Origin of the sequence: Streptomyces sp. NPDC007162 (assembly GCF_040634175.1) — a bacterium.
GTDB lineage: Bacteria > Actinomycetota > Actinomycetes > Streptomycetales > Streptomycetaceae > Streptomyces.
Window position 1 is genome coordinate 1 of sequence record NZ_JBEYFC010000020.1, and the last position, 23,471, is coordinate 23,471.

Here is a 23,471-nt window from a genome sequence, read left to right on the forward strand (position 1 = left end):
GGGAGACCATGATCCGGAACTGGCACGTGGAAGGCCTCGCAGTCCGCCCCGGCCACCGGATGATCAGGACGAAGACGAAGAGGTTGTCGACGCTCAACGACTTCTCGGTGATGAAGCCGGCGAAGAACTCTCCTGCGGGGCGGCCGCCGGAGAACAGGAGCAGGCCGAGGCCGAAGAGTCCGGCCAGGGCGATCCAGACGACGGTCCAGATCCCGGCTTCCTTGATGGACACGTCGTGCGGTTTACGGCCGATGAAGAAGTCGACCGCGATCAGGGCGGCCAACCCCAGGACGGTGAGGACCCACAGGGTCACGGACACATCCACTGCGCCTCCGGTTCGTGAACGGGCAAAGTGCCAGCGTCATCGCTGCCGGAGGTCTCTTCCACCCGAGACGGGCCGACGCCCCGGGATCCGGTCGGATCCGTATTGACGGGTACGCCGCAGCAGACAGGGAGTACTCCCCTCCGTGAGGAAAACAGTACCTCAATCACCAAGGAAAGGTAAAGTGATTGGCAAAAGAAGGATCAAATTCCCTGGTCAGGCAACTTTACATACCCTTGGTTCGAGCCGACGCGACCTGGGTGAGCACCTGCTGGAGCACCTGGCTGCCGGTCGGCGCGAGGCAGGGTTCGTACGTCCAGGCATGCCCCACCCACGGATCGGCCAGGTGATCGTCCGGTGCCGGGGTGAGTCGCATCAGTGAACGCCAGAGCGGATCGAGCAACGGACCGTAGGCGGCCGCGTCCTCGCGGTCGGCGACCAGCAGGAGGTGGACGCCGACGCCCGGGCCCTCGTCCGCGAGGTAACGGAGCTGGTTGACGCCCCGGTCGTCGAAGCCGTGCGGGAAGTCGTGGACGATCAGCAGCTGACGCGAGGTGTCCAGACCGGGCGGCAGCGCGTCCGGCGCGCCGCCGCGCACCGCCATCTGCACCAGGTCGACACGCTCGGTGAGCCGCCCCAGCGTGCCCGCCACACCGGCGGCGCCTCTCGCAGGCGGTGCCGTCAGCCCGCCGGTCCCGGTCAGCGGCGCGAGCGCGGACGCGCCGGAACCGGCCGGATCGATCACTTGCACCCCGAACTCCCCCGCCGGATGAACGGCGAGCAGCCGGGCCGCGAGCGCCACCGCCGTCTGTACGGCCAGGTGCCGCAGCTCACCGGGGTCCGGCCCGGATCCGTCCAGGGAGCCGCTGTCGATCCACAGCCCCCGTTCCAGCGGCAGCCTGACCAGCAACGGAATGCGCAGCGAGGTGCTCTCCGGGAGGTGGAGGTCGCCCAGCCGGACGGCCATGGGCGGCTCGGTCGGCACCCGGTAGCCGTGCCAGACGGGGTTGTCCCAGCGGGCGTACGCCGGAGGCAGCGCGGGCTCGACGACCTCGGACTCGGCAGTGAGCTGGGCGACGTCGCGGTCGAGGACCGCCCGTGCCTGTTCGACCAGCTCCTCCTGGCGGGCCCGGGCCGCCTCCCGCGCGGCACCGCCCACGGAGCCCAGGCGGCTGCGCGGATCGGAAAGAGCCTGGTCCAGCTCCCTCTCCAGGCGCGACTCGGCGAAGTCGACGGCGCTGCGGTAGGCGGCGGTGGATCGGGCCAGGTCCTCGAACATGCCCCAGACCTGGTTGTAGAGGCGCTCGTCCATGGACCAGCCCACCGCGTCACCGGCGACGGGCGGCGCGGGGCCGTCCGCCGGGACCGGAGCTTCCGGTGCCGCGGGCCGGGGAGCCCCGCGGCGCCCGGGGTGCGTGTAGTCGACGGCGCCACCGGTGCTCGGAGTGGCGGACTGAGTGGTACCGCCGGGGTCGTCGGCGACCGGGGACCGGCCGCCAGGCGGCGGCTGCGTCCCGTTCACTCCGTCGAAGGGGGCCGGTCGACTGCTGTCGGCACCAGAGGCTTGAGGGTCGTACGGAGATCCGGCGCCGACGTCCGGCAGGTCGGGGCCGGCGACGGAGGCGGCTGTGCGGCGGGACCGGTCGGTGTCTGTCGTACGCACCGGGATCGAGCGGGCCATGCCGTGCGCCACCGCTTCCTCGATCCCGCGGGCGAGCTCGGCGGCCCGGGGCACCCCCTGGTCGGTGAGGAGCGCGGTGAGACCGTCCGCGTAGCCCTGGCCCACCGCGCGGACCTTCCAGGCGCCCTGCCGCCGGTAGACCTCAAGAGCCACCACGGCCGACTCGGCGTCCAGGCCGACGAGGGTATACGCGGCGATCTCGGTGCCGTCGAGGCCGGTGACCGAGGCTCGGGGAGCGGCGACGGCGCCGAAGCTGGGCGGACCGCCGGCTGTCGCGGGCAGGGCGATCAGGACACTGAGCCGGTGCACGGCCTCGGGCATGGCGTCGAGGTCGACGGCGATCCGGTGTTCCGCGGCCGCCTGCCGGGAGACCTCGAGTCCGGGCAGGCTGGGCGCGCCCGGATGGACCACCCGGTCGGCGCCCCGCACCCGTCCGCTCTCGTCGGCGAGGGTGGCTCCGGCGACCACGGGCACACCGGCCGAGATCCGGATCTCGATCCGGATCCGCGAGAGCGGATGGTTCTGCCCGCGCACCAGCTCGGCCGCCATTGCCCATGTCCCCCTGTGTGTCGTGTCGTCGTGCGCCGCAACACGCCCTAGAGGACCGGCAGGATCGTGGGCACCAGGTCCTGGAAGGTGCGGCCCCTGGCCGGGACGCCGAGGGCGGTCATGGTCCAGCCCGAACCGGACCGGTGCACCTTCGCCATGATCTGGGCGGTGTACTCGCCGCCGCCGTCGAGCGTGTAACGGGCGAGTTCCTGGCCGTTGGTCTCGTCGACGAGCCGGCAGAAGGCGTTCTGCACCTCCTGGAAGGTCTGGCCGGTGAACGAGTTGACGGTGAAGACGATCTGGTCGACGTGGACCGGGACGCGAGCGAGGTCGACGAGGATCGCCTCGTCGTCGCCGCCCTGGCCGGCACCTCCGACGAGGTTGTCCCCCGTGTGGCGGACGGAGCCGTCGTCGCTCACCAGGTGTCGGAAGAACACCACGTCGACGGGCTGCTTGTCGGCGAACAGCACCGCCGAGGCGTCCAGGTCGATCTCACGGGTACGCGAGCCGAACAGCCCGCGGCGGGGCGCCGCCTTCCAGCCAAGGCCCATGCGGACCGCGCTCAGGGAGCCCCCGTCCTTCTTCTCCAGGCTGATGGCCTGACCCTTGGTCATGTTGACGGTCACGGCTGCGTTCCCCTCGTCGGATGTCCCCGGTCGCCGCGGCGTGCGCGGCTGTCCAAAACCCTATGCAGCGGTGCTGACAGTGCCGAACCCCGGCCCGCGGTTTGTGTCGGTGTTGCAACACTTCGCGCCTTGCCGGGGTCCGGTGGCGGCTGCGGGATCAGGCCAGGCCCGCCTCCTTCATCTGGCGCAGCTCCTTCTTCATCTCGGACACCTCGTCGCGCAGCCGGGCCGCGATCTCGAACTGCAGATCGGCCGCGGCGGCACGCATCCGCTCCGTCATCTGCTCGATCTGCTCGGCGAGTTCGGCCGCGGGACGGTCGGTGGGCACCGTCTCCCTGGCCTTGCCCTTGGCCGACTTCCCCGCCTTCGCGCCCTTGGCCGCCTTGTCACCCAGGGCCGGGACGGGCGCCTTGGCCCCCTTGCCGTCCTTCAGCTTGCGGTAGCCCGAGCCCAGCAGCTGTTCGGTGTCGACCTCTTCGCGGGCGATCTGCGCCACGATGTCGTTGATCTTCTTGCGCAGCGGCTGCGGATCGATGCCGTTGGCCTTGTTGTACGCGACCTGCTTCTCCCGGCGCCGGTTGGTCTCGTCGATGGCCTTCTCCATCGCCGGGGTGATCTTGTCGGCGTACATGTGGACCTCGCCGGAGACATTGCGCGCCGCACGGCCGATGGTCTGGATCAGCGAGGTGCCGGAGCGCAGGAAGCCCTCCTTGTCGGCGTCGAGGATCGCCACCAGGGACACCTCGGGCAGGTCGAGGCCCTCACGGAGGAGGTTGATGCCGACCAGGACGTCGAACTCGCCGGACCGCAGTTCGCGCAGCAACTCGACGCGGCGCAGGGTGTCGACGTCGCTGTGCAGGTAGCGCACCTGGATGTCGAGCTCCAGGAAGTAGTCGGTGAGATCCTCGGCCATCTTCTTGGTGAGCGTGGTGACCAGGACGCGCTCGTCCTTCTCGGTGCGCTTGCGGATCTCGTGCACCAGGTCGTCGATCTGGCCCTCGGTGGGCTTGACGACGACCTCGGGGTCGACGAGGCCGGTGGGACGGATGATCTGCTCGACGACGCCGTCCCCGCGGGAGAGCTCGTAGGGGCCGGGGGTCGCCGACAGATACACGGCCTGCCCGATCCTCTCCTGGAACTCCTCCCACTTCAGGGGCCGGTTGTCCAGGGCCGAGGGCAGCCGGAAACCGTGCTCCACGAGGGTCCGCTTGCGGGAGGCGTCGCCCTCGTACATGGCGCCGATCTGCGGAACGGTGACATGCGACTCGTCGATGACGAGCAGGAAGTCGTCCGGGAAATAGTCGAGCAGGGTGTTGGGCGGGGAGCCGGGCGCACGGCCGTCGAAGTGCATCGAGTAGTTCTCCACGCCGGAGCAGGTGCCGATCTGGCGGAGCATCTCGATGTCGTACGTGGTGCGCATCCGCAGCCGCTGGGCCTCCAGCAGCTTGCCCTGCTTCTCCAGCTCGGCCAGGCGTTCCCCCAACTCCTTCTCGATGTCGTTGACGGCCCGCTCCATGCGCTCGGGACCCGCGACGTAGTGGGAGGCCGGGAAGACGTACAGCTGCCGGTCGTCGCTGATGATCTCGCCGGTGACCGGGTGGAGGGTGGACAGCGCCTCGATCTCGTCGCCGAACATCTCGATGCGGACGGCGAGCTCCTCGTACACCGGGAAGATCTCGATGGTGTCGCCGCGGACGCGGAAGGTGCCGCGGCTGAACGCCATGTCGTTGCGCGTGTACTGGATGTCGACGAAGCGGCGCAGCAGGTCGTCCCGGTCGATCTCGTCGCCGACCCGCAGCGGGACCATCCGGTCGACGTACTCCTGCGGGGTGCCGAGGCCGTAGATGCAGGAGACCGAGGCGACCACGACGACGTCACGGCGGGTGAGCAGCGAGTTGGTGGCGGAGTGGCGCAGCCGCTCGACCTCCTCGTTGATCGAGGAGTCCTTCTCGATGTACGTGTCGGACTGCGGGACGTACGCCTCGGGCTGGTAGTAGTCGTAGTACGAGACGAAGTACTCGACCGCGTTGTTGGGGAGGAGCTCTCGGAACTCGTTGGCCAGCTGCGCGGCCAGCGTCTTGTTCGGCGCCATCACCAGGGTGGGACGCTGGAGCTTCTCGATCATCCACGCGGTGGTGGCGGACTTGCCGGTGCCGGTCGCGCCGAGGAGGACGACGTCCTTCTCGCCGGAGCCGACGCGCCTGGCCAGCTCGGCGATGGCCGCTGGCTGGTCGCCGCTGGGCTGGTACGGGCTGACGACCTCGATGGGCGCCACCGTGCGTTCGATGTGGGAAACGGGCCGCATGGGTTCCACCGTACGACCCCGCACTGACAACCGGTTCTGATCAGCGGTTCTGCGGAGCGCGCGCGCTGTGTTCCTGGGTGCTGGGCCGGCGGACGACGCGGAGGGACCGGCTACGGCCCGGGTGGTGGGTGACCTCGGCCGCCGGGACACCCGGCTTGTGCTCCACGCGGCGCCGGTCGGGCTTGCCCATGACCAGCAGCGGATCGAAGATCACGACGACGGCTGCGAGGCAGAGGAAGGTCAGCGGGCCGATCAGCATGGGCGCGAGCAGGGAGGCGGGCGAGTCGCCGGGGGACGTCACTCCGGCATGGTGGAGGTGGACGGAGAGGGCGGCCATGCCGGTGTAGTGCATGCCGCTGACGGCGAGTCCCATGACCAGGCTGGCGCCGACGCTCCACAGGAAGCCGCGGATCTGCCCGGCAGCCCACAGGGCCGAGGTGGCGGCCACCACCCCTATCACCACCGACGCGGCCACGGTGGCGGTGTTGTACTGCAGGGTGCCGTTCAGGCGCAGGCCGGCCATGCCGAGGTAGTGCATCGAGGCGATGCCCAGTCCGGTGATCGTGCCGCCGGTGAAGAGTGCGGTGCCGGTGGCGCCCCGGTAGCCGACTATGAAGATCCCGACGCCCACCATGACGATGGCGAGGCCGAGACTCGCATAGGTGATCGGTTTGTCGTAGTGGATCGGCGTCTCCTTGACGCTGAACCCCATCATGGCGACGAAGTGCATGGTCCAGATGCCCGAGCCGATCGCCGCGGAGCCGAGCGCGAGCCAGGCGGGCCGCCAGGCGTGGGTCACCAGCATCGCCCGGGTCGTGCAGCGCAGCCCCAGGGCGCCGCCGAGGCAGGCCATCAGATAGGCCACCAGCGGGGTGACGACCCCATAGCTGAATCCGTCGACCGTGCCCTGCATGCGTGGCTGCCCTTCACCCTTTGCGTCCCGGAATATTTGAAATGCGCCCCCGTCCCAGGACCGCCCGGGCGGTCAGGGTTGACGCAGAGAGTATGACCCGGCCCGGAAAGGTCGAACGATTTTCCGGCAAAGAAACACGGCCTTGCCTCACTTGTGCGGCAACGGTGAGCGGGCTTGGCCGACTCCGTTCGGTCTGTGGTCGTCCCGTACCCGACCGCTGATGACTCACTGCTGTCAGTCTTGTGCTGTCCGTGTTCGTCCGACGTGAGGTGTACGCATGCACGCGCGCGCAGTTGCCGCCACGACCACCGCGCTCCTGGGAACGGCCGCCCTGCTGAGTCCCGTCCCCGCCGCCCGGGCCGGCGACGCAGGGGGACCCACGGTGCTGGCCCACCGGGGCGCCAGCGCCTACGCACCCGAGAACACTCTGGCCGCCATCGACAAGGCGGCCGCACTGGGCTTCACCTGGGTCGAGAACGACGTCCAGCGCACCAGGGACGGCCGGCTCGTCGTCATCCACGACGACAGTCTCCTGCGCACCACGAACGTCGCACAGGTCTTCCCCGGCCGGGCTCCCTGGAAGGTGAAGGACTTCACGGCGGCCGAGATCGCCCGGCTGGACGCGGGCAGTTGGTTCTCCCGTTCGTACACGGGCACGCGCGTGCCCACGCTGGCGCAGTACATGCGCGAAGTCGAGCACAACCACGAGAAGCTGCTCCTGGAGATCAAGAACCCCGAGCTGTACCCGGGCATCGAGCAGCAGATCCTCAAGCAGCTGGGCAACGAGGGGTGGCTGGACCGCCGCCACCTCGGGCGGCTCGTGGTGCAGAGCTTCAGCGCGGACAGCCTGCGGACCGTGCACCGGCTGCGGCCGGCCGTGACCACCGGCTACCTCGGCACACCGTCCGTCGCGGCGCTGCCGCGGTACGCGGGCTTCGCCGATCTGATCAACCCGTCGGTGGGGTCGATCTCCGCCGGTTACGTGCGCACGGTGCACTCCGTCGACGGACCGCACGGCCGGCCGCTGCGCGTCTTCACCTGGACGGTGAACGACGCGGTCACGGCGTGGAAGGCCGTCGGGTACGGCGTCGACGGGGTCATCAGCAACAAGCCGGACGTGGTGCGGGCCGCGCTGCGTGCGAGCTGACCCGGGCCGGACGAGCGGGCGTTGTCAGTGACGGGCCGTACGGTGGGGCTCATGGACAGCGAAGGGCAGTGCGAGCAGCGGGTGGTGTGGTCCGTCGTGGACACCGGCATCGGTCCGCTGCTGCTCGCGGCGACCCGCGAGGGCCTGGTCAACGTGGTGTTCCATGCCACGGACGCGGTGCGCGAGCGGACTCTGGAGCGGCTGACGGCCCGGCTGGGCACCGAGCCGGTCGAGGAACCCGGGGCGCCGGTGCTGGCCGAGGCGATACGCCAGCTGCGGGCGTACTTCGCGGGCGGCCGGCGGGCCTTCGACCTGCCGCTGGACTGGTCGCTGGTCTCCGGCTTCAACCGCCAGGTGCTGCGCGAGCTGGCCGCAGGTGTCCCGTACGGCACGGTCGTCGGATACGGCGACCTGGCCGGCCGGGTCGGGCAGCCGGGCGGGGCGCAGGCGGTGGGCGCGGCGATGGGGGCCAATCCGCTGCCGGTGGTGGTGCCGTGTCATCGGGTGGTGGAGAGCGACGGCGGCATCGGCGGGTTCGGGGGTGGTCTGGAGACCAAGCGGAAGCTGCTCGCCCTGGAGGGTGTGCTGCCGGAACCGTTGTTCTGAGGCGCTTCGGCGGCGGGGGCGGTCAGGTGTAGTGGCGTGCCTCGACGACGTTGCCGTCCGGATCACGGAAGTAGAAGTTCCGCGGGGCCTTCCCGCGGGCGCCGTAGGAGTCGTGTCCGATGTCGGTCATGGGGACGGCGTGCTCGCCCAGGCGGGTGCGCAGGGCGTCGAAGGCGTCGGACGGCAGAGCCAGGCAGATGTGGTTCACGGGGTGGCCCGCGCTGTCGGCGGAGCCGGGGAGCGCGGGCATGCGGTCGGCGAGGGAGAGCGGTGCGAGGTCGATGATGCTCCCCTCGTCGACCCGCAGGGAGGGGAAGGACACCTCGCCCGCGGCGAACTCGGCGACCCTCAGCGGTTGCAGGCCGACCGTCCTCTCGTAGAAGGCGGCCGCGGCGACCGGGTCGGCGACCCACAGGACGACATGGTCCAGACGCACTGGGTGATTCGTCACGCGGTCCAGGCTGGTGGTGTCCTGCGCGGGCCGCAAGCGTTTAGCGGGGTGTGCCGCCCGCCAGAGATGAGGGAAGACCGACGGACAGGAGGCGGGCGCGTGGTGCTGGTGGTGTCGGAAGAGGTCCGGGAGGCGCTCGACGCGGGCCGGGCGGTGGTGGCTCTGGAGTCCACGATCATCGCGCACGGGCTGCCGCGCCCGCGCAACCTCCAGGTGGCGCTGGAGCTGGAGGACGAGGTACGGCGGGCGGGCGCGGTGCCCGCGACCATCGCGGTGCTCGACGGGCGGCCCCGTGTCGGCCTGGCCAAGGACCAGTTGGAACGCGTGGCGAGCGGGGACGGGATCCGCAAGCTGGGCCACCGTGATCTGCCGTTCGCCGTGGCGGCGGAGGCGAGCGGGGCGACCACCGTGTCGGCGACGGCGCAGCTGGCGTCGCTGGCCGGCATCCGGGTGTTCGCCACGGGAGGGCTCGGCGGGGTGCACCGGGAGTGGACGGCGACCCAGGACGAGTCGGCCGACCTGGGGCTGCTGGCCCGCACCCGGATCACGGTGGTGTGCGCCGGCGTGAAGTCGATCCTGGACGTGCCGGCGACCCTCCAGCGCCTGGAGACCCTGGGCGTGGCGGTGGCCGGCTACGGCACGGACCGCTTCCCCGGCTTCTACCTGTCCGACTCCGGGCACCCGGTCGACTGGACCCTCCGGACCCCGGAGCAGGTCGCGGACGTCATGCGGGCCCAGGACACGCTCGCCGCGGCGGACACGGCCCTGATCGTCGCCAACCCCGTGCCGGAGGCCGAGCAGCTCGATCCGGCGCTGCACGCGCGTGTGCTCGCCGACGCACTGCACGCGTGCGACGCGGAGGGGATCACCGGGCAGGCGGTCACCCCGTTCCTGCTGGGCTACCTGGTCCGGCACACGGACGGGGCCTCGCTGGAGGCCAACCTGGCGGCCGTGCGCGGCAACGTCAGATTGGCGGCCCGGATCGCCTCGGCGTGGGCCCGGGGGTGACCACGGAGAGGGAGGAGCCGCCGAGCACGGGTGCGGCAGCGAGCCTGCGGCTCACGCGGGGCGTCGTGGAGACAGCGGGCCGGGCAGCGGGGCAGGGGGCGGCACCGTGCGCGAAGGGGGCACCGGGCGGGGGCGGGGGTGGCGCGCTGCTCGTCGTCGGGGACGTGGTCACCGATGTCGTCGCTCGGCACCGGGGGCCGCTCGCGGCGGGCACCGACACGGCCGCCGTGATCCGGACGCTGCCCGGCGGCGCCGGCGCCAACGTCGCCTGCTGGGCCGCTCACGAGGGCTGTGCCGACGTACGGCTGCTCGGGCGGGTCGGCGCGGACGCGGCCGAGTGGCACGAGCGGGAGCTGGTCGCCTCGGGGGTGCGACCCCGGCTGGTGGTGGATCCCGAGGCCGCGACGGGGACTGTGGTCTGCCTGGTGGACGGCGGTGCCTCGGCGGAGCGCACCTTCCTCACGGACAGCGGGGCGTCCCTGCGGCTGGAACCGGCCGACTGGTCGGACGCGCTGCTCGACGGGGTCGTTCGGCTGCATCTCTCCGGTTACCTGTTGTTCTCGGCGCCGAGCCGGGCCCTGGTGGCGGTGGCCCTGGCGGCGGCACGCGCACGTGGCGTGCCGGTGAGCCTGGATCCGGCGTCGGCCGGGTTCCTCGTGGCGCTGGGAGCGGGCCGCTTCCCTGCGCTCGTCGAGGGCGTGGACGTCCTGTTGCCGAGCCGGGACGAGGCCTGTCTGCTGACGGGGCTGCCGGATCCGGCGGACGCGGCCGCCGAGTTGAGCCGCCAGGTACCGCTGGTGGTGGCCAAGGCGGGGGCCCAGGGCGCGCTGGTGGCCCGGGCGGGCCGAGTGGTCGCACGGATCCCGGCCGCACCGGCGACGCCCCGGGACACCACGGGAGCCGGGGACGCCTTCACCGGAGCCTTCCTCGCCGCGCTGGTCGCCGGCACGGATGCCGAGGAGGCCGCGGCGCGGGGCTGCCGGGCGGGCGCGCGGGCGGTGGGTCGCGTGGGGGCGAGACCGCCGGCCCACGGCTGACGCGGCGCAGCCGCCGGGGCTACTCCTTGCGGCCCCAGGCCGAGATCATCGGGGCCGTGGCGAGATCCATGGCGCCCGCCTCCACATTGGCCAGGTGCCGGTCGATGTCCGCGTCCGTGGCGAGGCCGGCCGTGACGAGCCGGTCGCGGATCTGCCGGACCGTGGCCGCCTCCAGCGCGGTGCAGGCGGGTGAGGCGACCGGGAAGTAGGCGTCGGCCTCCACGTCGCGCAGTCCGGCCTCGCGGAGCAGCCGCGGAAGCTTGCGGCCGTACGACAGGTCGGCGCCCCGTTCGGCGAGGAGCTTGCGGAAGCCCTGGCGCAGGCGGTTGGCGAGCTGCTGCTCGGGGCCGTACTCGTAGGGGCAGGTGAGGGGCTGGAGGGCGGGGTCGGCGTCCTCGATCAGCAGCCGTCCGCCGGGGCGCAAAGCCTTGATCATGGAACGCAACGCCCGCTCCCGGTCCGGCACATGGACCAGGACCAGCCGGGCGTGCACCAGGTCGAATCCCTCCCCCGGGGGTTCGTCGGCGCCGACGTCGTGGGTGCGGACCTCGACCGGCGGGTGGGCGGTCACGGTGAGCAGCGAGGTGTCGATGTCGGTGGCGACGACCTGGCCGGCCGGTCCCACCTTCGCGGCGAGCCAGGACACCACGGAGGTGCTGCCCGCCCCCACCTCCCAGCAGCGCCAGCCCGTGGTGAGGCCGGATGCCTCGAGGTGCCGGAAGGTGGTGGGGTCGAAGAGGCGGGCGAAGGCGTCGAAGCGCTGTCCGGCCTCGCTCTGCCGGTTGTCGAGAAGGTACCCGTCGGCTTGTGTCATGAAGCGATGATCCCAGTTGCCCGGCTTGTCCTGGAGGGTCGGCGCCCCGGTACGGCGTGAGTGCGACCGCCGGACGCGGGAACAAGCCGATGAGCGGCGGGAACCAGCGCCGGGCTGCTGGTCGTCCACAGCCGGGAACCAACCGGAACCCGCTGTTCCCACAGGCTTACCCGCGTCTCACACCGGGCTGGCAGACTTGCCCGGCAAGGCGCGGAAGGGTTGTGCGAGGGGATCCACGCAAGGAGATCCGGATGACGATGGCAGGGAATCTGCGGAAGGTCACGGGGCTGGGCAGGGCCGGCGGCCTGCGCAAGGTGGCGCGACTTGCCCGGCGGCGGCCCCGCGTCGACCTGAACCATCACGCGCGGTCCCCGCTGGGCTCCTCGGTGGTCAACTGCGTGACGTACGAGGACGGCGTGCGCGTTCCGGAGTGCAGCGATCTGTACTCGGCCGTGGAGCGGGTGCGCAAGAAGGGTGAGGGGTTCGTCTGGCTGGGCCTGCACGAGCCCACGGACAGCGAGTTCGCGGGCATCGCGGAACTCTTCGACCTGCACCCGCTGGCCGTGGAGGACGCGGTCGAGGCCCATCAGCGCCCGAAGGTGGAGCGGTACGGCGAGACGCTGTTCGCGGTGTTCAAGACGGTCTGCTACGTCGAGCACGAGAAGCTGACGGCGACCAGCGAGGTGGTGAACACCGGCGAGATCATGGTGTTCGTCGGCGAGGACTTCGTGATCACGGTCAGGCACGGCAGGCACGGCTCGCTGGGGCCGCTGCGGGAGGAGTTGGAGGCCGCACCGGGGCAGTTGGCCAAGGGACCGGCCGCGGTGCTGCACGCGATCGCGGACCATGTGGTGGACGACTACCTGAACGTCACGGACTCGGTTCAGGCCGACATCGACCAGGTCGAGGCGGACGTGTTCGCGCCGGACGGTGCGCGGGCCGACCCGGGGCGGATCTATCAGATGAAGCGTGAACTCCTGGAGCTGAAGCGGGCGGTGGTGCCGCTCGGCCGGCCGATGGAGGAGCTGACCACCCGGCCGGCCCGGGTGATCCCGCCGGAGATACAGACCTACTTCCGGGACGTGCTCGACCACCTGATGCGGGCGAAGGAGCAGATCGCGTCCTTCGACGAGTTGCTCAACTCCATCCTCCAGGCGCATCTGGCGCAGGTGACGGTCGCGCAGAACGAGGACATGCGGAAGATCACGGCGTGGGCGGCGGTGATCGCCGTGCCGACGATGGTGTGCGGCGTGTACGGGATGAACTTCGATCACATGCCGGAGCTGCACTGGCGGTTCGGCTATCCGCTCGTCCTCGTGGTGATATCCGTGGCGTGTCTGGCGCTGTACCGGGGATTCAGGCGCAACGGCTGGCTCTGACACCCGCGGCCGCCGTCCCCGTGCGGGGGCGGGGCGGGCTCGCCGGGACGCTCAGCCGCTCCACGCCGGATGGCGGGGGTCGTCGGCGCGGACCAGGACGTCGGCCGTGCCGGCGGGGTCGGTCTCGGCCGCGTAGCGCTCGAAGGCGGGCAGCGTCCAGTGGTCGGGCTCGGGGGTACGGCGGCGCAGGGCGCCGGGAGTCAGCAGGAGGTGGACGGTCAGGTCGAACGGGAACCAGTGCCGCAGCAGGAGCGGTCCGTGCAGCAGCAGGAGGCCGCCGGGCGGGAGGGAGACGTAGGGGCTGCGGGTGGCCCGGTCGGTGGCGGGGTCCCAGAGGTCGGGCAGGACGCGGCCGGTGCCGCCGGGGTCGAGCGGGCCGAAGACCTCACGCCACAGGGCGTTGGTGTCGAACCAGCCGCCGTAGTACGACTCCGCGTCCCGGCGGCCGTGCTCCAGGCGCAGTGAGGCGGGGCGCAGGAAGCCCTCGGCGCCCACGACGAGCGACGGCCGCCCCCGGACGCGCAGCGCCTCGCCGACGCGCTGCGCGAGGTCGCCGGGCCGGGCCGCCGGGGCGCCGTCGAAGGCGACGCGCGGCCAGGCGCCCCCGTCGGCGGGTGTCAGGTCGGCCAGCCGCTCGGCGAGGCGCTCGGCGAGCCGGTCCCAGGTGATCGCTTCCAGTCGCACGGGGCCATGATGCCTCGCCGGGCGGGACCACCGGGCATGCCGGGGTCCTCTCCCGGGAGACACCTTCAGCCAACCGCTTCAACTACCGAGGCGGTGGCACCGTGCGCCGACGGGGCGGTGCCCGACCTGCGGAAGGGGATGCGAAGGACGTGGGATCGGGGCCCGGAACGGGGGAAAGAACCGCTTATGACGCGTCTTGCGACTCCCCCTCATCACGGCGGGCTTCTGGTCGTGCAGCCGGTGCGGCACCGGCGGTGTGCGGCGTGCCGGCGGGGACCGTTGTCGTTGCTGGTGCTGGAGGACGGGGCGCCGCGCTGCCTGGAGTGCGCCGATCTCGGGCACCTGGTGTTCCTGCCCCGCGGGGACACCGCGCTGACCCGGCGGTCGCGGGAGGAGAGCACGCTGTCGGCCGTGGTGGTGCGGTTCAACCGGCGCAGGGCCCGGTACGAGCGGCAGGGCGTCCTGGTGGAGGAGGCCGCGCTGGCCCGGGCCGAGGTGCGGTGCCTGGCGGACGCCGAGGCGCGGCGGCGTCGGCGGGCACGGGACGCCAAGCTCCGGGCGGCGCGGGACGTGCGGTTCACGCAGGCCTTCGCGGCGGAGATCCGGCGTCTGTTCCCGGGCTGTCCGGCGGAGCGTGCCCTGGCGATCGCGGCCCATGCGTCGGTGCGGGGCAGCGGGCGGGTGGGCCGTACCGCGGCCGGGCGGGCGCTGACGGAGGGGGCGGTTGTCTCGGCGGTGGTGGCGGGGGTGCGGCATGTGGACACGCCGTACGACCGGCTGCTGATGAGCGGGGTTCCGCGGTACGAGGCGCGACGGCGGATCGCGGGGGCGGTGGAGACGGTGCTGCGGACGTGGGAGGCGGGGGTGGAGGTGCGCTTGACCGGATGATTTCGGACGTGTGTGTCCGTGGCCGCCGGTCACAGTCATGGGAGGGGGCGTGCGGTGGGCATTGACCCGAGTGGCGGAGGTTTCCGGGGAGAGAGCGGATGTGGTGGTCGTGATCGACGGGCCGTATTACGTACTGGTGCTGCTGGGGGTGCTGGGGACCGGTCTGGTGGCGGGGGTGTTCTGCGGGTTCTCGACCTTCGTGATGCGGGGGCTGGCCTCGTTGCCGCCGGCCCAGGGGATCGCCGCCATGAACGCGATCAACCGGTCCGCGCTGGCACCGGCGTTCATGCTGGTGTTCGCGGGGTCGGCGGTGGTGAGCGCGATGATCGCGGTGGTGACCTTCGTGGTGTGGCCGGACGAGGGGAAGGTGGTGCTGCTGCTCGGCAGTGCGCTGTATCTGTTCGGCTCGTACGGTCTGACAGTGGTGGCGAACGTGCCCCGGAACGAGGCGCTGGCCAAGCTGGAGCCGGGTGCTCCGGAGGCCGCGTCCTACTGGCCGGTGTACGTGCGGGAGTGGACGTTCTGGAACCACTTGCGCACCCTCGCGTCGGCCGCGGCGGCCCTCGTGTTCGTGCTGGCCCTGTCCTGAGGGCGACGTGGGAGGAGACCGGCCGCCGGCCGGTCCCCGGCCGCCGCCTGGCACCCGGCTGGATCCCGGCTGGCTTCCTGCTGGGAAGACCTTGGCGGAGGGCGCCGCCGCCACTTCGCGGGCGGCTCCGGGCGGACGTATCGTGTCCGAAAGAGTGCCGCCCGACGAGGCACGGCCTGGGGTGAACGTACGCGAGGAAGACGACCATGGCCGATCCCAAGGGGTTCATGACCACGCAGCGCGAGGAGTGGCGACGGCGGCCGGTCGAGGAGCGGGTACGCGACTGGGACGAGGTCTACGTCCCCGGGGCCCTGCTGCCGATCATCAGCAGGCAGGCGGACCGCTGCATGGACTGCGGGGTGCCGTTCTGCCACGACGCGTGTCCGCTCGGCAATCTGATCCCGGAGTGGAACGACCTGGTGTCGCGGGAGGACTGGCGGGCGGCGAGCGACCGGCTGCACGCGACGAACAACTTTCCCGAGTTCACCGGACGGTTGTGCCCGGCGCCGTGCGAGGCGGGCTGTGTGCTCGCGATCAACCAGCCGGCCGTCACGATCAAGAACGTCGAGTGCGCGATCGCCGACCGGGCCTGGGCGGAGGGGTTCACCGCGCCGATGCCGCCGGAGCGGCTGTCCGGGCGGACGGTGGCGGTGATCGGGTCGGGGCCGACCGGGCTCGCGGCGGCGCAGCAGCTGACCCGGGCCGGACACACGGTCGCCGTGTACGAGAAGGACGACCGGCTCGGTGGGCTGATGCGGTACGGCATCCCCGCGTTCAAGATGGAGAAACACCATCTGGAGCGGCGGCTGGACCAGATGCGGGCGGAGGGGACGAAGTTCCGTACGTCGGTGGCGGTCGGACGGGACGTGGGGGCGGCGGAGCTGCGGGCCCGGTACGACGCGGTGGTGATCGCGACCGGTGCGACGGCGTGGCGGGAACTCGAGGTGCCGGGTCGGGAGTTGGCAGGGATACACCAGGCGATGGAGTATCTGCCGCTGGCCAACCGGGTGTGTGAGGGGGATCTGGCCGAGTCGCCGATGTCGGCGGCCGGGAAGCACGTGGTGATCGTGGGCGGGGGTGACACGGGGGCGGACTGTCTGGGGACGGCGGTGCGGGAGCGGGCCGCTTCGGTGACCCAGCTGGACATCTACGCGCAGCCGGGTGCGGAGCGGGACGAGGACACCGAGCCGTGGCCGACGTATCCGAAGGTCTACCGGCTGTCCGCGGCGCACGAGGAGGCGCGGGACCTGGAGACGGCGCCCGCCGCTGACGCGGACGCGCGGTTGTTCGCGGCGTCGACGCTGCACTTCGCGGGCGACGGGAGCGGGCACGTGCGGTCGTTGCACCTGGTGGAGGTGGACGCGGCACGCCGGCCGGTGCCGGAGAGCGGGCGGACGCTCCCCGTGGACATGGTGCTGCTGGCGCTCGGTTTCTCCGGGCCGGACCGCGCGGACGGCCTCCTCGACCAGCTGGCGGTGGCGACGGAGCCGCGCGGGACGATCAGCAGGGACGCCGGCTTCGCGACGAACGTGCCCGGGGTGTTCGCCGCGGGGGACGCGGCGCGCGGGCAGTCGCTGATCGTGTGGGCGATCGCGGAGGGGCGGGCGGTGGCGGCAGCTGTCGACCGGTACCTCACGGGCAGTTCGCAGCTGCCGGCGCCGATATCACCGTACGACCGTCCGATGGTCGTATAGGGGCAGGAGGCGGAGAACTTGCGAGGGGAGGGTCGCTTACGGCTTGCGGCCCAGCGCCCCGTACCCCGGGATCACCCCGTCGTCCTGTCCCGGCACCGGCTCGCCCAGTTCCGGGTGCCAGTGGTGGACCACCGACACCCCGGGCTCGACGAGTTCCAGGCCGTCGAAGAAGCTGCCGAACTCCTTCCGGGAGCGCAGCGCCAGCGTGACCCCGGCCGCCCTGAGTTTCGCGGTGGCCGCCGCCGACTCCTCCGGGGTGAAGTCGGCGGTGGCGTGGGTCATCATCAGGTAGCTGCCGGACGGCAGTTCGGACAGCAGTCTGCCGACCAGCTCGTGCGCCCCGTCCTCGTCCGAGACGAAGTGGAGCAGGGCGACGAGCGACAGCGCGACGGGGCGGTCCAGGTCCAGGACCTCGCGCGCGCCGGCGACGATCGCCGCCGGGTCGCGCACATCGGCCTGGAGGTACTCGGTCGCGCCCTCGGGCGTACTGCGCAGCAGGGCCGCCGCGTGGGCCAGCACGATCGGGTCGTTGTCGCAGTACACGATCCGGGCCTCGGGTGCGATGCCCTGGGCGATCTGGTGCAGGTTCGGTTCGGTCGGGATGCCCGTGCCGATGTCCAGGAACTGCCGTACTCCGCGCTCGGCCAGCCAGCGGGTGGCGCGGTGCATGAAGGCGCGGTTCACCCGGGCCATCACCGGCACCCGGGGGTCGAGGGCCAGCATCTGCCGGCCCATCTCCTCGTCGACGGGGTAGTTGTCCTTGCCGCCGAGATACCAGTCGTACATGCGGGCCGGGTGCGGCTTGCCGGTGTCGATCACGGTGCGGTCCTGCCCAGTCATGAGGCACTCCATAAGCGTCGAACGCGGTCAAAGATCAATTGATTACCGAGAGAAAGCACTTGAATCAGATGCAGAGCAGCTTCAGCAGAACAGGGTCAGAGAGCAGGTTCAGGAGAGCAGGAAGTCCGCCTCCCCCGCCTTGGCGCCCTCGATGAAGGCCGTCATCTCGTCGGTGGTGTAGATCAGCGCCGGTCCGTCGGGGTCGGTCGACTGGCGGACGGCTATCCGGCCGTCGGCCAGCTTCATCGCCTCCAGGCAGTTGCCTCCGTTGCCGCCGCTCCACGGCTTGTGCCAGCCCTCGCTGCCCAGTTCCCTCGCAGGCATCCCGTTGTAGATCCGCCCCGTGCGGTTGCGCGGCCCGGACTGGGGTTTGGTGCGATCCATTCACAGCTCCTTGCGGAGATCCCGGAGGATCTCCTTCGTGCGTTGTGCAGAAGCGGCCTGCGCCGCCATGCGGTCCATGACCTCCAGGTGGGTGGCCACCTCGGTGCGCGCGTCCAGGTAGACGGCGCCGGTCAGGTACTCGCTGTAGACCATGTCCGGCAGTTCGGGCATGGCGAATCGGAAGATCACGAAAGGCCCGTACGTCCCCGGGTGCGGCCCGCTCGCGAACGGGACGACCTGGAGCGTCACATTGGGCAGGTTCGTGACCTCGAGCAGTCGGTCGATCTGCGCGCGCATCACCTCCGGGCCGCCGACCGGGCGGCGCAGCACGGTCTCGTCCAGCACCGCCCAGAAACGGGGAGCGTCGGGACGGGTGAGCAGGCCCTGGCGCTGCATGCGCAGGGCGACGTGCCCCTCGAGGTCCTCGGGCCGGGTCTGGCCGACGGCACCCGACCGCAGCACCCCGCGCGCGTAGTCCTCGGTCTGCATCAGGCCGGGGACGAAGTGCGGCTCGTAGGAACGGATCAGGCTCGCCGCCCCCTCCAGGCTGACGTACATGGAGAACCAGCCGGGGAGGATGTCGTGGAACCGCTGCCACCAGCCCGGCTTGTTGGCGTCCTCGGCGAGCCGGACGAAGAGGTCGGCCTCGTCGTCGGCCACTCCGTAGGCCTTCAGGAGGAGTTGGAGGTACGGGATCTTGAGGGCGACCTCGGCCATCTCCATGCGGCGGACGGTGGCGGGCGCCACGCGGAGCACCCGGGCGGCCTCCTCCCGCTTGAGTCCGGCGCGTTCCCGCAGATCGAGGAGGCGCCGACCGAGGACCACCTGGCCCACCGTCGGCGCGGACCGCGGCTCGCTCACGCTCCACCCACCTCCATGAAATTCCCCGACCGGGCCACCTCGGGCGCGCCGGTGCGCCGCCTACAGGTGTCACCCGGCATGCCAGTCCAGCGGCGCCATTGCGGGACCCGCTCGGTCATCTGACGGACCGACCAGGACGGCCAGCTGCTCCAGGGCGCCCGAAACAGCCGGAATTCACCTGTTCGGCAATCTCGGTCGCATGGGCCGGATCGGTCCGCAGGATCCTCACCGATCCCAACTTGCGCCGCTCGACATGCTGTTGCGAGCAGTGTGCCACGGCCCTTCACCGCGTCACACAGCACTCTGCATTTTTCAGAGTGACACTTGCCAAGTGTTCACGGCGGGGCGATAGTGGCAAGCGTGATTCCGTCCGCGCCCTTAGGAACAGACGCCGTCGAGGACCGTCTTGGTCTCGGCGCCGCCGCGGCAGTCGTCCCAGGTGAGGGCGGTGCCGAGCGCCGGTTCCGGTTCGAGCTGGCCGCTCACCCGGGCTCTCCGGCCCAGGCCAGACGCCTTGCGCGGGCCCGGCTGACCGGCTGGTCGGTCTGCGCGGACACCTGTGACACCGCGCTGCTCGTCATATCCGAGCTGGTCACCAACGCGATCGTGCACACCGCGAGCAGGCGTGTGGTGTGCGAGTTGCACGACCGCGACGACACCGTGCGCATAGCCGTGCACGACGAGGGCTGTGCGCCCGACGAGCCGCATCCGTCCCCGCAGCGTCCCGAGGAGGAGCACGGGAGGGGATTGCTCCTCGTCGAAGCGCTGTGCCAGGCCTGGGGAGCCCAGGAGCACGGGCCCGGGCTGCTGGTCTGGGCGGAGCTGCCGCGCCGGATCGACACCGCGGGGGACACCGTCGAACCCAGCAACGACCTCGGCTGGGGCGCCCGTCCCGATCCGGGTCCGACGCGCGGCTCGTCCCGCGGTGCCCCGCGTGATCCGGTGCACCGCCCTTCGCCGGGTTCCGGCGAGGAGGCCCAACCGGAGGCCCGGCACTCGGCATCCGAGGCCCGGTACTCGGTGCCGGAGGCCCGGCGCCCGCTCCCTGGGCGGGGGCAGGCGTGACCGCCGCTCCCGGCCCCGGGCATCCGCTCGGCCTCGACACCCTGGTCCGCCTGCAGCGGACCCGACGGCCGGAGTCCGGGACCGGCCTCAGAAGGCTGCCGGTGCCCGAGGGCATGACGGCACCGCTGGGCCGTGACGCGGTGGCCGTACCGGCGGGGCTCGGGCCGCTGGTCGCGCCCCGGCTGCCGCGGGTGGGGTGCGTGTACGCCAACGGTACGCACTGGTGGTGGATCGTTCCGTCGGACTCCGACGACGCCCTCAGCTGGCCCGCCCCGGCCCTCTACAGCCCCGGAGCCGCGCTCCCCGACAACGCCCGGCTGATCCACCGCCCCCAGGGGACACTGCCGTACACCCCGCCCATACCCCTGTACCTCGCCCTGTGCCGGGTGACGGGGACCACCCCGGAATGGTCCCGCCCGCTGAGCGCGTGACCGCTGCGCGGCTCGGGCCGCCGCACGAAACCCGCCCTCCCCTGTTCTGCCCGGCATACGGCTCCGCCGGGACCCGCACTCCCCTCGCCGCACTGCACCGCACCCCCAGCACACTCCCCCATGCCTCCCGAGCCCCGTCGCGCGCCCTGCCCGGCGGGTGTCGGGGCCCGCGATAGTGGCCGTTCGTCGGCGGCTCCGGGGAGGATCGTGGTGAGGAAGCGACGGGATGCGGCGGCGCCGGAGGTGTCCGAGTCGGAGAGGCTGCTGTTCGGAGGGCCGCTCCGCTACGACATGGGCTGGAACCAGCACCGGGACGCCTTCCTGGAGCTGGACTTCCGCGCCATGATGACCCGCCTGCCGGGCATGCTCGCGTCCAGTCTGCGGCTGGCCCGGCAGGCGGACGCCCGGGACGCGCGGACCGTACTGCTGGCCCAGCTGGGCGTCGGCGTGACCCAGGCCGTGAGCCTGCTGGCCGTGAACAGCGTGCTGGGCCGGCTGATCGGCGCCGGCGCCATCGAGGAGCGGCTGCGCGGCGCCGCCCCCGCCCTGGTCACCATGGCCGCCGTCATGTTCGTGGGCGCGCTGCTGCGCGCCGCGTCGACCCACGCCACGGGCCGCCTGGAACCGAAGGTCGAGCGGGTGGCGACCGAGCTGTACCTGGAGCGGGCGGCGGCCGTCGAGCTCGCCGCCATCGAGGACCACGCCTTCCACAAGCTGCTGGACACCGCGCAGTACGGCGCCTCCTCAGCCCGTCGCATGATCAGCTACGGCACCCGCGTGGTGAACGCGATGATCTCCCTGATCGCGGCGGCCGGTGTGCTGACCGTGCTGCACCCGGTCCTGCTCCCGCTGCTGGTCACGATGACGATCCCGAGCGCCTGGGGCGCCCTGACCAACGCCCGGCGCCGCTACGAGTCGTTCCACACCTGGGTGCAGCACGCCCGCGCGGGCCACCTGATCAGCAGCCTGCTCACCGAGCCGGAGGCGGCGCCGGAGATCCGGGTGCACGGGGTCGGCCCCTTCCTGCTGCGGCACTTCCGGTCGATGTCGGAGACGGCGGAGGCGGAGCAGGCCCGGCTGGCGAGGCTCGCGGCCCGTACCGGTCTGATCGCCGCGGCCTGGACCGGCCTCGCGACCGCCGCGACCTACGCCACGCTGGGCGTCCTGCTGCTGAGCGGTGCGATGGCCCTGTCGGTGGCCGGTACGGCGGTGATCGCGATCCGCACCGGCTCGTCGAGCCTCGACACACTCGTGCTGGAGATCAACACCCTGCACGAGGAGGCGCTGTTCGTCGGCGATCTGGAGCGGCTGTACGTGGAGGCGGCCGAGCGGGCGATCCCGGTCGGCGGGGACCTCCTGCCGGAGGATCCGCGGGAGATCCGCTTCGAGAACGTCACCTTCACCTATCCGAGTGACGACCCGGCCGATGATCCGGGTGCCGCGCCGCGCCCCGCCCTGGACGACGTCACCCTCTCCTTCCCCCTCGGCCGGATCGTCGCCCTGGTCGGCGAGAACGGTTCCGGCAAGACCACCCTGGTCAAGCTGCTGGCGGGGCTGTACCAGCCGGACCGGGGCCGCATCCTGTGGGACGGCGTCGACGCGGCGCGGGCCGACCGGCACCGGCTCGCCGAGCGCATCGCGATGGTGGCCCAGGACTTCAAGCGCTGGCCGTTCACCGCCAAGGTCAATGTGGCCGTCGGCCGCTCGTCGGCGCCGCTCACCGAGGAGCGGCTGGCCGCGTCGGTCGCGGAGGCGGGCGCTCAGGAGGTGGTCGAGGATCTGCCGCACGGCCTGGAGACCCTGCTGGCGCGCAGCTTCAGCGGCGGGCACGAGCTGTCCGGCGGTCAGTGGCAGCGCCTCGGCATCGCGCGGGCCGCCTACCGGCGCGGGCACATCCTGATCGTGGACGAGCCGACGGCCGCTCTGGACGCCCGGGCCGAACTCGAGGTCTTCGAGAAGATCCGGGCGCTGGCGGGCAGCGGGCAGACCGTCGTACTGATCACCCACCGGCTGGCGTCGGTCCGGCACGCGGATCTGGTGCACGTCCTCGACCAGGGCCGGGTGGTGGAGTCCGGGACGCCCGACGAACTCCTGGCGAGCGGCGGTGTCTACGCGGAGCTGTACGGGCTCCAGGCGAACCAGTTCACGGCCGCGGTACCCGCCCGGAAGGCGGGCTAGTTCTCGACGCCTTCGGCCGCGCGCACGATGACCAGGAAGGTGTCGGTCGCCAGGTCCATCACGACTTCCGCGGGCAGCCCTTCCAGCCGCCGGGCCTGAGCGAACTCCTCCGCAGGCCATGACCCTCGCGGCCCACCCGCGGAAAAGCGTTCGAGCACGGTTCGCCCGTTCACCATCCTGCACCTCCAGTGCTGCGTCGTACGTGTAGGAGTTAACGCTCTGGAGAACGTGAACGGCTCGCCCGGTGACCGTACTGAGACACAGCCGACACCCGGTCGGCGCGGAGGGTGAGAGTCCGTTGACTTTCGGTCACTTCCGTGACCGCTTGTGTCAGTCCTCGTACTCGTCGTGATAGCGCACGCGGTCGCTGCCCCGAGGGGTCCGGCCGAGTGCCGTCAGGTCGAGCAGTGAGGCGACCGAGCCGAGCCCGTCGAGTCCGCGGTCGTACACCGAGTACGTGTGGAAGACCCGGTCCGACTCCCGCAGGAAGCAGCTGATCCCGGGGCGCTCCACCGGCTCGTCGTCCACCACGATGGTCGCCTCGAAGTCGCGGTTGAAGTCGCGGCCGTGGTCGCTGTGGTGCGAGGAGTACCAGGGCAGCGTCCAACCCATCCGGGCCTTGAACGGCAGGATCCGGGTGAACGGTGCCCGGGAGACCGCCGCGAACGAGGTGCCGCGCGCCCGCAGATGCGCGAGGTGGCCGACCTGGTCGAGGAAGGCGGCGCAGCCGGGGCAGCCGGCCTCCCATTCGGGGGCGAACATGAAGTGGTGGACCACCAGTTGGGTCCGTCCGTCGAAGAGGTCGAGCAGGTTCGCCTTGCCGTCGCCGCCCTCGAAGACGTACTCGGGGTCCACCTCGACCATGGGCAGTCGGCGCCGCTCCGCGTTGAGCGCGTCCCGCGCGCGCGTGACCGCCTCCTCCTTGAGCAGTAACTCCTCTCGAGCGGCACGCCACCGCTCACGCGAGACGATCTCCGGAAGCGACATGGGTCCTCCTGTACGGCGGTCGGTTCCGGGTG

The 23,471-nt window shown here is 71.7% G+C and carries 23 protein-coding genes and 1 pseudogene; 11 read left to right on the forward strand and 13 right to left on the reverse strand.

What is annotated here, in order from left to right; all coding sequences use genetic code 11:
• From ABZ646_RS04245 to ABZ646_RS04265, 5 genes and pseudogenes are all read right to left on the reverse strand, one after another.
• Nucleotides 1-325: pseudogene (locus ABZ646_RS04245) on the reverse strand (TerC family protein); the annotation flags it as partial.
• 223 nt (nucleotides 326-548) lie between these two features.
• On the reverse strand, nucleotides 549-2,552 hold the full coding sequence (locus tag ABZ646_RS04250) for a TerD family protein (RefSeq protein WP_360512768.1): 2,004 nt from the start codon (nucleotides 2,550-2,552) through the stop codon (nucleotides 549-551).
• Nucleotides 2,553-2,599: 47 nt separating this feature from the next.
• The gene (locus tag ABZ646_RS04255; protein ID WP_132886137.1) at nucleotides 2,600-3,178 is read right to left on the reverse strand and encodes a TerD family protein; all 579 of its coding nucleotides are present in this window, start codon (nucleotides 3,176-3,178) and stop codon (nucleotides 2,600-2,602) included.
• A 157-nt stretch (nucleotides 3,179-3,335) separates the two neighbouring features.
• On the reverse strand, nucleotides 3,336-5,483 hold the full coding sequence (gene uvrB / locus ABZ646_RS04260) for an excinuclease ABC subunit UvrB (RefSeq protein WP_360512770.1): 2,148 nt from the start codon (nucleotides 5,481-5,483) through the stop codon (nucleotides 3,336-3,338).
• Between the two features lie 40 nt (nucleotides 5,484-5,523).
• The gene (locus tag ABZ646_RS04265) at nucleotides 5,524-6,396 is read right to left on the reverse strand and encodes an MHYT domain-containing protein (RefSeq protein ID WP_360512772.1); all 873 of its coding nucleotides are present in this window, start codon (nucleotides 6,394-6,396) and stop codon (nucleotides 5,524-5,526) included.
• A 277-nt stretch (nucleotides 6,397-6,673) separates the two neighbouring features.
• Here ABZ646_RS04265 and ABZ646_RS04270 point away from each other — a divergent pair, with 277 nt between their 5' ends.
• Complete coding sequence (locus ABZ646_RS04270) at nucleotides 6,674-7,543, forward strand: glycerophosphodiester phosphodiesterase family protein (RefSeq protein ID WP_360512774.1); 870 nt, start codon at nucleotides 6,674-6,676, stop codon at nucleotides 7,541-7,543.
• A 51-nt stretch (nucleotides 7,544-7,594) separates the two neighbouring features.
• The gene (locus ABZ646_RS04275) at nucleotides 7,595-8,149 is read left to right on the forward strand and encodes a methylated-DNA--[protein]-cysteine S-methyltransferase (protein WP_360512776.1); all 555 of its coding nucleotides are present in this window, start codon (nucleotides 7,595-7,597) and stop codon (nucleotides 8,147-8,149) included.
• Between the two features lie 22 nt (nucleotides 8,150-8,171).
• Here the strand turns inward: ABZ646_RS04275 and ABZ646_RS04280 are convergent, their stop codons facing one another.
• Nucleotides 8,172-8,600 carry a VOC family protein gene (locus ABZ646_RS04280; protein ID WP_360512778.1) on the reverse strand — a complete coding sequence of 143 codons (429 nt, stop codon included), beginning with the start codon at nucleotides 8,598-8,600 and terminating at the stop codon, nucleotides 8,172-8,174.
• A gap of 99 nt (nucleotides 8,601-8,699) precedes the next feature.
• Here ABZ646_RS04280 and ABZ646_RS04285 point away from each other — a divergent pair, with 99 nt between their 5' ends.
• Both ABZ646_RS04285 and ABZ646_RS04290 read left to right on the forward strand, forming a co-directional pair.
• The gene (locus ABZ646_RS04285) at nucleotides 8,700-9,608 is read left to right on the forward strand and encodes a pseudouridine-5'-phosphate glycosidase (protein ID WP_360512780.1); all 909 of its coding nucleotides are present in this window, start codon (nucleotides 8,700-8,702) and stop codon (nucleotides 9,606-9,608) included.
• Nucleotides 9,609-9,754: 146 nt separating this feature from the next.
• Nucleotides 9,755-10,645, forward strand: a complete 891-nt coding sequence (locus ABZ646_RS04290; protein ID WP_360512834.1) for a PfkB family carbohydrate kinase — start codon at nucleotides 9,755-9,757, stop codon at nucleotides 10,643-10,645.
• Between the two features lie 19 nt (nucleotides 10,646-10,664).
• On the opposite strand, the gene ABZ646_RS04295 is transcribed toward ABZ646_RS04290, so the two are convergent.
• A complete protein-coding gene (locus ABZ646_RS04295) occupies nucleotides 10,665-11,459 on the reverse strand; it encodes a methyltransferase (RefSeq protein ID WP_360512782.1) in 795 nt (264 codons plus the stop codon).
• A gap of 251 nt (nucleotides 11,460-11,710) precedes the next feature.
• Here ABZ646_RS04295 and ABZ646_RS04300 point away from each other — a divergent pair, with 251 nt between their 5' ends.
• Nucleotides 11,711-12,838, forward strand: coding sequence for a magnesium and cobalt transport protein CorA (locus ABZ646_RS04300; protein ID WP_360512784.1), 1,128 nt, complete (start codon nucleotides 11,711-11,713; stop codon nucleotides 12,836-12,838).
• Nucleotides 12,839-12,889: 51 nt separating this feature from the next.
• On the opposite strand, the gene ABZ646_RS04305 is transcribed toward ABZ646_RS04300, so the two are convergent.
• Nucleotides 12,890-13,522, reverse strand: coding sequence for a uridine kinase (locus ABZ646_RS04305; protein ID WP_360512786.1), 633 nt, complete (start codon nucleotides 13,520-13,522; stop codon nucleotides 12,890-12,892).
• Between the two features lie 186 nt (nucleotides 13,523-13,708).
• Between ABZ646_RS04305 and ABZ646_RS04310 the strand changes: the two genes are divergently transcribed.
• From ABZ646_RS04310 to ABZ646_RS04320, 3 genes are all read left to right on the forward strand, one after another.
• The gene (locus ABZ646_RS04310; protein ID WP_360512787.1) at nucleotides 13,709-14,410 is read left to right on the forward strand and encodes a DUF2293 domain-containing protein; all 702 of its coding nucleotides are present in this window, start codon (nucleotides 13,709-13,711) and stop codon (nucleotides 14,408-14,410) included.
• Between the two features lie 109 nt (nucleotides 14,411-14,519).
• The gene (locus ABZ646_RS04315; protein ID WP_360512836.1) at nucleotides 14,520-14,999 is read left to right on the forward strand and encodes an anthrone oxygenase family protein; all 480 of its coding nucleotides are present in this window, start codon (nucleotides 14,520-14,522) and stop codon (nucleotides 14,997-14,999) included.
• Nucleotides 15,000-15,205: 206 nt separating this feature from the next.
• On the forward strand, nucleotides 15,206-16,693 hold the full coding sequence (locus ABZ646_RS04320) for a glutamate synthase subunit beta (protein WP_360512789.1): 1,488 nt from the start codon (nucleotides 15,206-15,208) through the stop codon (nucleotides 16,691-16,693).
• A 36-nt stretch (nucleotides 16,694-16,729) separates the two neighbouring features.
• On the opposite strand, the gene ABZ646_RS04325 is transcribed toward ABZ646_RS04320, so the two are convergent.
• The 3 genes from ABZ646_RS04325 to ABZ646_RS04335 form a co-directional block, all read right to left on the reverse strand.
• Complete coding sequence (locus ABZ646_RS04325; protein WP_360512791.1) at nucleotides 16,730-17,533, reverse strand: SAM-dependent methyltransferase; 804 nt, start codon at nucleotides 17,531-17,533, stop codon at nucleotides 16,730-16,732.
• 108 nt (nucleotides 17,534-17,641) lie between these two features.
• A complete protein-coding gene (locus ABZ646_RS04330; protein WP_360512793.1) occupies nucleotides 17,642-17,917 on the reverse strand; it encodes a DUF397 domain-containing protein in 276 nt (91 codons plus the stop codon).
• Nucleotides 17,918-18,778, reverse strand: coding sequence for a helix-turn-helix transcriptional regulator (locus tag ABZ646_RS04335; RefSeq protein ID WP_360512795.1), 861 nt, complete (start codon nucleotides 18,776-18,778; stop codon nucleotides 17,918-17,920).
• Nucleotides 18,779-19,129: 351 nt separating this feature from the next.
• Between ABZ646_RS04335 and ABZ646_RS04340 the strand changes: the two genes are divergently transcribed.
• The 3 genes from ABZ646_RS04340 to ABZ646_RS04350 all read left to right on the forward strand — a co-directional run bounded on the left by ABZ646_RS04340 (nucleotide 19,130) and on the right by ABZ646_RS04350 (nucleotide 22,452).
• Nucleotides 19,130-19,843 carry an ATP-binding protein gene (locus ABZ646_RS04340; protein ID WP_360512797.1) on the forward strand — a complete coding sequence of 238 codons (714 nt, stop codon included), beginning with the start codon at nucleotides 19,130-19,132 and terminating at the stop codon, nucleotides 19,841-19,843.
• Nucleotides 19,840-20,274, forward strand: a complete 435-nt coding sequence (locus ABZ646_RS04345; RefSeq protein ID WP_360512799.1) for a hypothetical protein — start codon at nucleotides 19,840-19,842, stop codon at nucleotides 20,272-20,274. Before ABZ646_RS04340 ends, ABZ646_RS04345 begins: the two co-directional genes overlap by 4 nt.
• Nucleotides 20,275-20,484: 210 nt before the next feature.
• Nucleotides 20,485-22,452 carry an ABC transporter ATP-binding protein gene (locus ABZ646_RS04350; protein ID WP_360512801.1) on the forward strand — a complete coding sequence of 656 codons (1,968 nt, stop codon included), beginning with the start codon at nucleotides 20,485-20,487 and terminating at the stop codon, nucleotides 22,450-22,452.
• Here ABZ646_RS04350 and ABZ646_RS04355 read toward each other — a convergent pair.
• The gene (locus ABZ646_RS04355; protein ID WP_360512803.1) at nucleotides 22,449-22,628 is read right to left on the reverse strand and encodes a hypothetical protein; all 180 of its coding nucleotides are present in this window, start codon (nucleotides 22,626-22,628) and stop codon (nucleotides 22,449-22,451) included. The genes ABZ646_RS04350 and ABZ646_RS04355 overlap by 4 nt on opposite strands.
• Before the next feature lie 154 nt (nucleotides 22,629-22,782).
• A complete protein-coding gene (locus ABZ646_RS04360) occupies nucleotides 22,783-23,439 on the reverse strand; it encodes a DUF899 domain-containing protein (protein ID WP_360512805.1) in 657 nt (218 codons plus the stop codon).
• Between the last annotated feature and the right edge of the window lie 32 nt (nucleotides 23,440-23,471).

Bases quoted from the DNA above. Each gene is read 5' to 3' on its own strand.
- ABZ646_RS04250 (WP_360512768.1), bottom strand. From the start codon at position 2,552: ATGGCGGCCGAGCTGGTGCGCGGGCAGAACCATCCGCTCTCGCGGATC.
- uvrB (WP_360512770.1), bottom strand. From the start codon at position 5,483: ATGCGGCCCGTTTCCCACATCGAACGCACGGTGGCGCCCATCGAGGTC.
- ABZ646_RS04265 (WP_360512772.1), bottom strand. From the start codon at position 6,396: ATGCAGGGCACGGTCGACGGATTCAGCTATGGGGTCGTCACCCCGCTG.
- ABZ646_RS04270 (WP_360512774.1), top strand. From the start codon at position 6,674: ATGCACGCGCGCGCAGTTGCCGCCACGACCACCGCGCTCCTGGGAACG.
- ABZ646_RS04275 (WP_360512776.1), top strand. From the start codon at position 7,595: ATGGACAGCGAAGGGCAGTGCGAGCAGCGGGTGGTGTGGTCCGTCGTG.
- ABZ646_RS04295 (WP_360512782.1), bottom strand. From the start codon at position 11,459: ATGACACAAGCCGACGGGTACCTTCTCGACAACCGGCAGAGCGAGGCC.
- ABZ646_RS04300 (WP_360512784.1), top strand. From the start codon at position 11,711: ATGACGATGGCAGGGAATCTGCGGAAGGTCACGGGGCTGGGCAGGGCC.
- ABZ646_RS04310 (WP_360512787.1), top strand. From the start codon at position 13,709: ATGACGCGTCTTGCGACTCCCCCTCATCACGGCGGGCTTCTGGTCGTG.
- ABZ646_RS04320 (WP_360512789.1), top strand. From the start codon at position 15,206: ATGGCCGATCCCAAGGGGTTCATGACCACGCAGCGCGAGGAGTGGCGA.
- ABZ646_RS04325 (WP_360512791.1), bottom strand. From the start codon at position 17,533: ATGACTGGGCAGGACCGCACCGTGATCGACACCGGCAAGCCGCACCCG.
- ABZ646_RS04330 (WP_360512793.1), bottom strand. From the start codon at position 17,917: ATGGATCGCACCAAACCCCAGTCCGGGCCGCGCAACCGCACGGGGCGG.
- ABZ646_RS04355 (WP_360512803.1), bottom strand. From the start codon at position 22,628: ATGGTGAACGGGCGAACCGTGCTCGAACGCTTTTCCGCGGGTGGGCCG.
- ABZ646_RS04360 (WP_360512805.1), bottom strand. From the start codon at position 23,439: ATGTCGCTTCCGGAGATCGTCTCGCGTGAGCGGTGGCGTGCCGCTCGA.